The organism is Pseudomonas sp. PIC25 (genome assembly GCF_002286785.1).
In the GTDB taxonomy this organism is placed as follows: domain Bacteria; phylum Pseudomonadota; class Gammaproteobacteria; order Pseudomonadales; family Pseudomonadaceae; genus Pseudomonas_M.
In genome coordinates this window covers 36,209-44,443 of the sequence record NZ_MUJY01000163.1, presented here as the reverse complement: position 1 = coordinate 44,443, position 8,235 = coordinate 36,209, and the positions used below count along the sequence as shown (strand labels likewise).

Genomic DNA, 8,235 nt, shown 5'->3' with positions numbered 1-8,235 from the left:
GTGAGAGGTGAGAGGTGAGAGGTGAGAGGTGAGAGGTGAGAGGTGAGAGGTGAGAGCGTGTCGAAACAGGCGCCCCGAAGCAATATGCGACCGTTTCGCTTTCGCTAAGTTCCCGATAAAAAACAACTACTTACACCATGCGAGAAAGTACGTGCAACTCGTCGGCTGGCGCTTGCGGAGCGCGTGATCCGAAGGCGAGGATCGGCCCGTCAACCCCACAGAGGCTGTCCCTTTCATGAAGAACTTCTCGTCGATGCTTTTACTGTCCCTGGGACTGGCCAGCGGCGCCGCCTTCGGTGGCGATACCCAGGCCGCCGTGGGCGGGGCGCTGGGCGGGGCGTTAGGTTCGGTGGTCGGCCAGCAGGTCGGCGGCGATACCGGCGCGGCCATCGGGGCCGGCCTGGGTGGCGCAGCCGGCGGCGCGGTGAGCGCCAACCGCGGCAGCAAGACCGAAGCGGCGATTGGCGGCGGCCTGGGTGCGGCCGGTGGCAACGTGATCGGCCAGAAAGTCGGTGGCACCACCGGCGGCGTGATTGGCGCAGCAGTGGGTGGCGGCGCCGGTAGTGCGCTGGGCAACCATTACGGTGACGGTGGCAGCGAAGGCGGCCGCCACTACTACGTCCGTGACCATGACGACGACCACCGCTACGGCCGCAAGCACAAGAAACACTGGAAGAAGCACCGCCACCACTGAGACGGCTGCTCCATAGGGGCGACGCTCCGTGCGTCGCCCCGGCGCTCCCCGTCAGCTTTCCGGCGACGAAGCCATCGGTACCGGGGAGCCGATCAGCAAGGCGACGTCTCCCTGATCCGCGATCCGGCGCTCGACCGGCGCCATTTCATCGATCTGCTTCATGACCAGTTCGACATGCCCGGCGCGCGCGTCGGTACGCAGATCGATCTGCCGGAAGCCATGGCGCTGGTAAAAGGCCACGGCGTCACTGTTGCGCTGATAGACCGACAACTCCAGCCCGTCGGCCAGGGACTTGGCTTTCTCCAGCAGCCTGGAGCCGATACCGCGACCATGCTGCGAAGGAGAAACGAACAACGCCGCCAGCACATGGGCCTGCAAGGCGAAGAAACCGAGGATTACGCCGTTTTCCTCGAAGACCCAGACATCGGCACTGGGCAGGTAATGATTGCGCATATCCTCCAGTTTGCTCTGCCAGAAGGCCGGCTCGATGAAGTCATGGGCATGCAGGGAGGCTTCCAGCCATATCGTCAGCACCGCTTCCAGGTCATCCGGTGTGCCTTTCCTGATCATCGGGAGTCCTCGTTCGAAACCGGCGAGGCCGGCGTTATCGTATTAGAGCCCCGATGAACGGGCACCGTTCCGCTCGTCGCCCGCAGGCGCATCAGAGAATCGGCGAAATCAGCCGCGCCACCCGCATGCCGAGCCGTTGCAAATGACGCAGACGGCGGCGATCTTCCACGCCTAGCTCACGTGCCTGGGCGAAATCGTCGAGCAGCATGCGCTCCACCCCGCTGGCAAAGGCGGTGTCGACGGTGAACACCGTCACCTCGAAGTTCAACCGGAAGGAGCGGTTGTCCAGGTTGGCGCTGCCCACCGCCGCGGCGCTGTCGTCGATCAGCATCACCTTCTGATGCAGGAAGCCCGGCACGTAGCGGTACACCCGGATACCGGCCGTGGCCGCCTCGTAGGCGTAAAGGCTGGACGCCGCGTAGACCACCCGGTGGTCCGCCCGCGACGGCAGCAGGATGCGCACCTCCACGCCGCGCATCACGGCCAGGCGCAGGGCAGCGAACACCGCCTCGTCGGGTACGAAGTAGGGGCTGGTGATCCACACCCGCTGGCGCGCCGCATGGATCGCCGCGACGAACAGCAGCGAGCCGGTTTCTTGGGCATCCGCCGGCCCGCTGGTCACCACCTGGCAGATCACCCCGCCGCTCTCGTAGGCATCCGGTAGCAGCAGCGGCGGCAAGCGCCGGGTCACCCAGAACCAGTCCTCGGCGAAGGATTCCTGAAGGCAGGCCAGGGCCGGCCCACGGATCTCCAGGTGGGTGTCGCGCCAGGGCGCCAGCGGCGGCTTGAGGCCCAGGTATTCCTCGCCGACGTTGAGCCCGCCGACGAACCCGCGCAGCCCGTCCACCACGACGATCTTGCGGTGGTTGCGGAAGTTGAGCTGGAAACGGTTGATCATCCCGCCGCGTGCGGAAAAGCCGTGCACCTGCACACCGCCGTCGCGCAACCGCTGCACGTAGCTACGAGGCAGCGCATGGCTGCCGATACTGTCGAACAGCACGAACACCCGCACACCGGCGGCTGCCCGCTCCAACAGCGCCGCTTGCAGACGCCGCCCGAGCGGATCGTCACGGATGATGAAGAACTGCACCAGTACGACCTGCCGTGCCTCGGCAATGGCCTGGAGAATCGCATCGAAGGTGGCGTCGCCATCGATCAGCAGGCGTACCCGGTTGTTCGCCAGGGTCGGCTGGCGCGCCAGCTTCGCCAGGACCCGCAGGCCCCGGTAGGCCTCGCTCTCGCGAGCAGCCTGGGCCTCTTCCACCCAGGGCCGCCAGTCCACGTCGACCATGGCCCGGCGCATCTCGTGATCGGCCTCGCGCCGCGCGCGGATGTAGGCATCGAAACGGTTGCGGCCGAACACCAGGTACGGCAGCAGCGTCAGGTAAGGCATGAACACCAGGGAAATGGCCCAGGCGATGGCACCCTGGGCGGTACGCACGGTCAACACCGCATGAATGGCCGCCAGCACGCCGAGCGTCTGGACGCCAGCGAGCAGATACCCCAGCAGGTGGAACTCCATGGCCTATCCGCTTCCTCCCGATCAGACGCAGCATAGCCGAGCGGCCCGAGGCGCGGGCCGCCGGAAGCGTTGATGGTCATTCCGGCGCCAGGCCGATCAGTCCAGCGCCCGCCAGATATCGCCGGCGTATTCGCGGATGGTGCGGTCGGAGGAGAACCAGCCGACCCGTGCGGTATTCAGCACCGACGAACGCCACCACTGCTTCGGGTCGTTCCAGCACAGCTCGACCTGGCGCTGGGCCTCCCAGTAGGCATCGAAATCGGCGCAGACCATGAAGGTGTCGTGCCAGGTCAGGCCATCGACCAGCCCGACATAGCGTCCCGGATCGTCCGGCGAGAATACCCCGCTACGGATCGCCATCAGCACCTCGTGCAGCCGCGGCGAGGCGGCGACGATGGCCTCGGCGTTGAACTCGCCGACCCGTTTGCGCGCCTCCACCTCCTGGGCGCGGAGGCCGAAGATGAACATGTGCTCCTGGCCGATCCGCTCGCACATCTCCACATTGGCGCCGTCCAGGGTGCCGATGGTCAGGGCGCCATTGAGGGCGAACTTCATGTTACTGGTGCCCGAGGCCTCCATACCGGCGGTGGAAATCTGCTCGGACAGGTCAGCCGCCGGGATGATGCTCTCCGCCAGGCTGACGTTGTAGTTGGGCAGGAACACCACCTTGAGCATGCCGCGCACGGTCGGGTCGCCGTTGACCACGCGGGCGATGTCGTTGGCCAACTTGATGATCAACTTGGCCTGGTGATAGCTGGCCGCCGCCTTGCCGGCGAAAATCTTCACCCGCGGCACCCAGGGCATGCTCGGCTCGTCGCGGATGGCCTGGTACAGCGCCACGGTGTGCAACAGGTTGAGCAGTTGCCGCTTGTATTCGTGGATGCGCTTGACCTGCACGTCGAACAGCGCACCGGGATCGAGAACGATACCCTGGCGCTCGTAAACCAGGTTGGCCAGAGCCTCCTTGTTGCGCCGGCGCTGCTCGGCGAAGCGCTTGCGGAAGGCCGGTTTGTCGGCGAACGGCTCCAGGTTCGGCAGGAGGTTTTCCGGATCGTCCAGTAGCTGTTCTCCCACCGACTCCACCAGCAGCTCGGTCAGCCCGGGGTTGGCCTGGTACAGCCAGCGGCGGAAGGTGATGCCGTTGGTCTTGTTGTTGATCCGCTGCGGGTAGAGGCGGTGCAACTCGGCGAACACCGTGCTGCGCATCAGATCGGTATGCAGGGCCGATACGCCGTTGACGCTGTGCGAACCGAGGAACGCCAAGTTGCCCATGCGCACCCGCCGGCCATGTTCTTCCTCGATCAGCGACACGGCGCGCAGCAGGTCGAAATCATGCAACCCCTGCTCGCGCAACTGGTCGATGTGGTAGGCGTTGATCAGGTAGATAATCTGCATGTGCCGCGGCAACAGCCGCTCCATCAGGCTCACCGGCCAGGTTTCCAGGGCCTCCGGCAGCAGGGTGTGGTTGGTGTAGGACAGCGTGCCGACGGTCAACTCCCAGGCCTGCTCCCAGGGCAGCAGGTGCTCGTCCACCAGCAGGCGCATCAGCTCCGCCACGGCGATGGCCGGGTGGGTGTCGTTGAGTTGGATGGCGGCGTATTCGGGCAGGTTGAGGAAGGTGCCGCGCTGTTTGAGATGACGGCGCAGCAAGTCCTGCAGCGAGGCGGAGACGAAGAAGTATTCCTGGCGCAGGCGCAGCTCCTGGCCGGCCTCGGTGCTGTCCGCCGGGTAGAGCACCCGAGAGATGCTTTCCGCCCGCGCTTCCTCCACCACCGCGCCGATGTGGTCGCCGGCATTGAAGCGTTCCAGGTGCAACTCGCTCTCGGCGCGGGCACGCCATAGACGCAGGGTGTTCACGCTGGCGCCGCGCCAGCCGACGATGGGTGTGTCGTAGGCGATCGAGCGGACCGCTTCGGCCGGGTGCCAGGTCTGGCGCAAGGTGCCGTTCTCGTCCACCATCGGCACCACGCTGCCGCCGAAGCCGACCAGGTAGCTCACTTCGGGGCGCTCGAATTCCCAGGGGTTGCCGAAATCCAGCCAGGTTTCGGTCTGCTCGTGCTGCCAGCCATCGATGATCGCCTGGCGGAACAGGCCGTGCTCGTAGCGGATGCCGTAGCCGTGGGCGGCCACGCCGAGGGTGGCCATGCTTTCCATGAAGCAGGCGGCAAGCCGGCCGAGCCCTCCGTTGCCGAGCGCGGCGTCCGGCTCCAGAGTGCGGATGCGCTCGATATCGACATCCAGCTCACTCAACGCCTGGCGCGCCACTTCGAGCAGACCGAGGTTGCTCAGGTTGTCCAGCAGCAGGCGGCCAATGAGAAACTCCAGGGAGAGGTAATAGACCCGTTTCTGTCCCTTGCGATAAATCTGCCGGGTGTGGTCCATCCAGTGATCGACCATGTGATCGCGGGTGGCCAGGGCGATGGCCTCGAACCAGTCGTGATCGAAGGCGTGCTCGGGGTCCTTGCCCACTGAGTAGGTCAGTTTGGAAAGGACATTGGCACGGAAAGCGGCAACTTCATCGGCGGAAACGAGAGGCTCCTTGGGCATTGCTGCGTCCTCGTAGGCTGTGAATGTACAGCGGATCTTCTTCCGATCTCAGCGTTGTGACCCCCGGCAGGAACCCAGGGTTCGGAAAAAATCGGTCGGGCGCGCCGGCCAGCGGACAAGGCTGGCAAAACCCATGGCGGTCGCTATCATCCGCGCCCGCCGTGCATTCTTCGCAGACCCGAGCATGAAAAAGCCGATCATCGCCGCCGCCGACATCGACCGCCTGGAAACCTGGGTGAAATACAAGGACAGCCTGTGCCGCGACTGCATGGCGAGCTGCTGCACCCTGCCGGTGGAAGTGCGCATCGGCGATCTGATCCGCATCGGGCTGGTCGACGAATTCGAGCGCGGCGAACCGGCCAAGCAGATCGCCAAGCGATTGATGAAGGACGGCATCGTCGAACACTTCAACCACAAGCAGGAAGTGTTCACCCTCACCCGCCTGGCGAACGGTGATTGCCTCTACCTGGACCGGAAGACGCGGCTCTGTACCATCTACACGAAGCGCCCGGATACCTGCCGCAACCATCCCAGAATAGGCCCTCGTCCGGGCTATTGCGCGTATCGGCCGAAAAACCAGGGCTGATGGGCGCAGGGCGAATAAATTTCGCCCCTACACCATAGGCTTCACTCGCGATTGGCTCATAGCCATCCCCAAGGCACCCGGAACAACCCCCGCCCGGCCGCGTCTAGAACTGTATCGCCCCGCGCCAGTACGCTCCTTTCGCCATGCCTCGATCACGGTTGCCGACTTCCGCGCGTTTCCTCCCGCTTCCTGGGCTCCTTCTGCTCTGCGCGCTGGCCACTGCGGCAACCCCGCAAGACGCCGGCCTCGGCTGGCCCGAGCGGCTGCTCGAGGAACTGAGCCGGATCGACGCCGACTACCCCGGCGAACTCGGCGTCTTCGCCAAGGATCTGGATAGCGGCCTGTCGATCTCCTTTCGTGGCGAAGAAACCTGGTATCTGGCCTCAGGGATCAAGGTGCCAGTGGCCATCGCCGTTCTGCGTGGCGTGGAGCGTGGCGAGTTCGCGCTCGATGATCGCCTGCTCCTGGAAGTGTCCGACTACGTCGATGGCGCCGGCGAGACCAATCGTCATCCGCCAGGTACGCGGCTCAGCGTGCGCTTCCTCCTCGAACAAATGGTGATCCACAGCGACAACAGCGCCTCCGACCGCCTGATCCGGCTGGTCGGCATCGAGGCGGTCAATCGGGTCGTGGAGGAGCTGGTGCCGGGCGGCTTCCAACCAATCACCTCGCTGGCGGACGTCCGCCGGCATGCCTACAGTCAGTTGCATCCGGCCGCGTTCTGCCTGAGTGGCCGGGATTTCCTGCAATTGAAGCAACAACGCAGCGACACGGCCCGGCGCGCCACTCTCGCCCGACAGCTCGGCGTCGCCCCCACCCAACTGCGCCCACTCAGCCTGGGCGAAGCCTTCGAAGCCTATTACGCCACCCGGCTCAACTCCGCCCGGCTCAGCGCCTACGGCGAGCTGCTGGAAGCCCTGGTCAACGGCAAGGCCCTGGGAGCCGAGGGCAGCGCCCATCTGTTGGGGCTGATGGAACGCGTCGCCACCGGACGCAAGCGGATCAAGGCCGGGCTGCCAACCGTCGCGGCGTTCCTCCACAAGACCGGCACCCAGCGTTCCCGCTTCTGCGACCTCGGCATCGTCCGTACCGCCGGGACGGGCGGCGACAAGCGCCTGATCGTCGCCGCCTGCACCCGTGGCGATTCGTCGCTGGCCCGCTCGGAAACCGCGCTGCGCCTGGTGGGCCAAGCTGTCTGGCAATCCGGTGCGCTGCTGCCGGCGCCGGAGGAATTGGAGGCGCAGCGATGAGAACACGTTCGTTGCTGATTGCCGCCCTGCCGGTAGTCGCCCTGTTATGCGGGGCACTGGTCTGGGCGGCACTGCGCAGCGCGCCGGAACCACCCTGGGTCGAGCAACTTCAAGGGAAAATTCTCCGGCTGGACCAACGCACACCCGGCGACCTCGGCGTGTACATCAAGCACCTGGGCGACGACGGCGAGCTCGACCATCAGGCCGGACGCTACTGGTACCTGGCCTCGGCGGTTAAGGTCCCGGTGGCCATCGCCACCCTGCAACGCGTCGATGAAGGCGTATGGCCGCTGAATCAGCGGCTCGCCCTGCGCAACGAGGACAAGGTGGACGGCTCCGGCGGCCTGGCCTGGCAGGACCCCGGCAGCGAATACGACCTGAAAACGCTGCTGGAAGAAATGCTGCAGCGCAGCGACAGTACCGCCGCCGACATGTTGATCAACCGCATCGGCGAAGACGAACTGAACCGGCGCATTGCGTCGAGCATGGCCGACCAGGGCTTCGGCTACATCACCTCGTTGCTGCGGGTGCGCCACGAGCTGTACCGCGAGCTGCATCCCGACGCGGCGAACCTGAGCAACCGCGACATCATCCAGTTGGCATCGGCCCCACTGGGCCGGGAGCGGGTGCGAGCCCTGGCCAGGACACTCGACGTCGATCTTTCCGAGCTGCGTGCGGACAACCTGAAGCAGGCCTACCAGCGCTACTATGCGCGCCGCCTCAATGCCGCTACCCTGCGCGCCTACGGAGGCATGCTGGAAAAACTGGCGCGCGGCCACCTGCTGTCCCGGGCGAACACCGACCTCCTGCTCGACCTGATGGGGCTCGATGAGTACCACGCCTACCGCCTCGAAGCCGGGCTCGGCAAGGACGTCCCGTTCGCCCAGAAGACCGGAACCCAGTTCGAGCGGGCCTGCCACATGGGCATCATCGATCCGAAGAGCGAACAGCCCATCGTGATCGCCGCCTGCGTCGAAGGAGCCGGGCAGGAACAGGCCGCGCAGACGCTCGAAACGCTTGGCAGTCTGGTGTCCGACACATTGCTCCATTGACGGGGGGCACAAAA

The 8,235-nt window shown here is 65.5% G+C and carries 7 protein-coding genes; 4 read left to right on the top strand and 3 right to left on the bottom strand.

Annotated features, from left to right (window positions below):
* Window positions 1–253: 253 nt before the first annotated feature.
* Window positions 254–694, top strand: a complete 441-nt coding sequence (locus BZL41_RS20850) for a hypothetical protein (RefSeq protein ID WP_371916557.1) — start codon at window positions 254–256, stop codon at window positions 692–694.
* A 51-nt stretch (window positions 695–745) separates the two neighbouring features.
* On the opposite strand, the gene BZL41_RS20845 is transcribed toward BZL41_RS20850, so the two are convergent.
* The 3 genes from BZL41_RS20845 to BZL41_RS20835 all read right to left on the bottom strand — a co-directional run bounded on the left by BZL41_RS20845 (window position 746) and on the right by BZL41_RS20835 (window position 5,333).
* A complete protein-coding gene (locus tag BZL41_RS20845; protein WP_095601039.1) occupies window positions 746–1,264 on the bottom strand; it encodes an N-acetyltransferase in 519 nt (172 codons plus the stop codon).
* Between the two features lie 91 nt (window positions 1,265–1,355).
* Window positions 1,356–2,786, bottom strand: coding sequence for a cardiolipin synthase (cls, locus tag BZL41_RS20840; protein ID WP_095601038.1), 1,431 nt, complete (start codon window positions 2,784–2,786; stop codon window positions 1,356–1,358).
* Window positions 2,787–2,882: 96 nt separating this feature from the next.
* Window positions 2,883–5,333 (bottom strand): glycogen/starch/alpha-glucan phosphorylase, encoded by a 2,451-nt coding sequence (locus BZL41_RS20835; protein WP_095601037.1) that lies wholly within the window; start codon window positions 5,331–5,333, stop codon window positions 2,883–2,885.
* A gap of 133 nt (window positions 5,334–5,466) precedes the next feature.
* Between BZL41_RS20835 and BZL41_RS20830 the strand changes: the two genes are divergently transcribed.
* From BZL41_RS20830 to BZL41_RS20820, 3 genes are all read left to right on the top strand, one after another.
* A complete protein-coding gene (locus tag BZL41_RS20830; protein WP_174706193.1) occupies window positions 5,467–5,919 on the top strand; it encodes a YkgJ family cysteine cluster protein in 453 nt (150 codons plus the stop codon).
* Between the two features lie 158 nt (window positions 5,920–6,077).
* On the top strand, window positions 6,078–7,169 hold the full coding sequence (locus BZL41_RS20825) for a serine hydrolase (protein ID WP_256578213.1): 1,092 nt from the start codon (window positions 6,078–6,080) through the stop codon (window positions 7,167–7,169).
* Complete coding sequence (locus BZL41_RS20820; protein WP_095601035.1) at window positions 7,166–8,221, top strand: serine hydrolase; 1,056 nt, start codon at window positions 7,166–7,168, stop codon at window positions 8,219–8,221. The genes BZL41_RS20825 and BZL41_RS20820 overlap by 4 nt, the downstream gene beginning before the upstream one ends.
* The last annotated feature ends 14 nt before the right edge of the window (window positions 8,222–8,235 follow it).

Coding starts and splice junctions, on each gene's coding strand:
- BZL41_RS20830 (WP_174706193.1), top strand. CDS start 5,467: ATGGCGGTCGCTATCATCCGCGCCCGCCGTGCATTCTTCGCAGACCCG.
- cls (WP_095601038.1), bottom strand. CDS start 2,786: ATGGAGTTCCACCTGCTGGGGTATCTGCTCGCTGGCGTCCAGACGCTC.
- BZL41_RS20845 (WP_095601039.1), bottom strand. CDS start 1,264: ATGATCAGGAAAGGCACACCGGATGACCTGGAAGCGGTGCTGACGATA.
- BZL41_RS20835 (WP_095601037.1), bottom strand. CDS start 5,333: ATGCCCAAGGAGCCTCTCGTTTCCGCCGATGAAGTTGCCGCTTTCCGT.
- BZL41_RS20850 (WP_371916557.1), top strand. CDS start 254: ATGCTTTTACTGTCCCTGGGACTGGCCAGCGGCGCCGCCTTCGGTGGC.
- BZL41_RS20820 (WP_095601035.1), top strand. CDS start 7,166: ATGAGAACACGTTCGTTGCTGATTGCCGCCCTGCCGGTAGTCGCCCTG.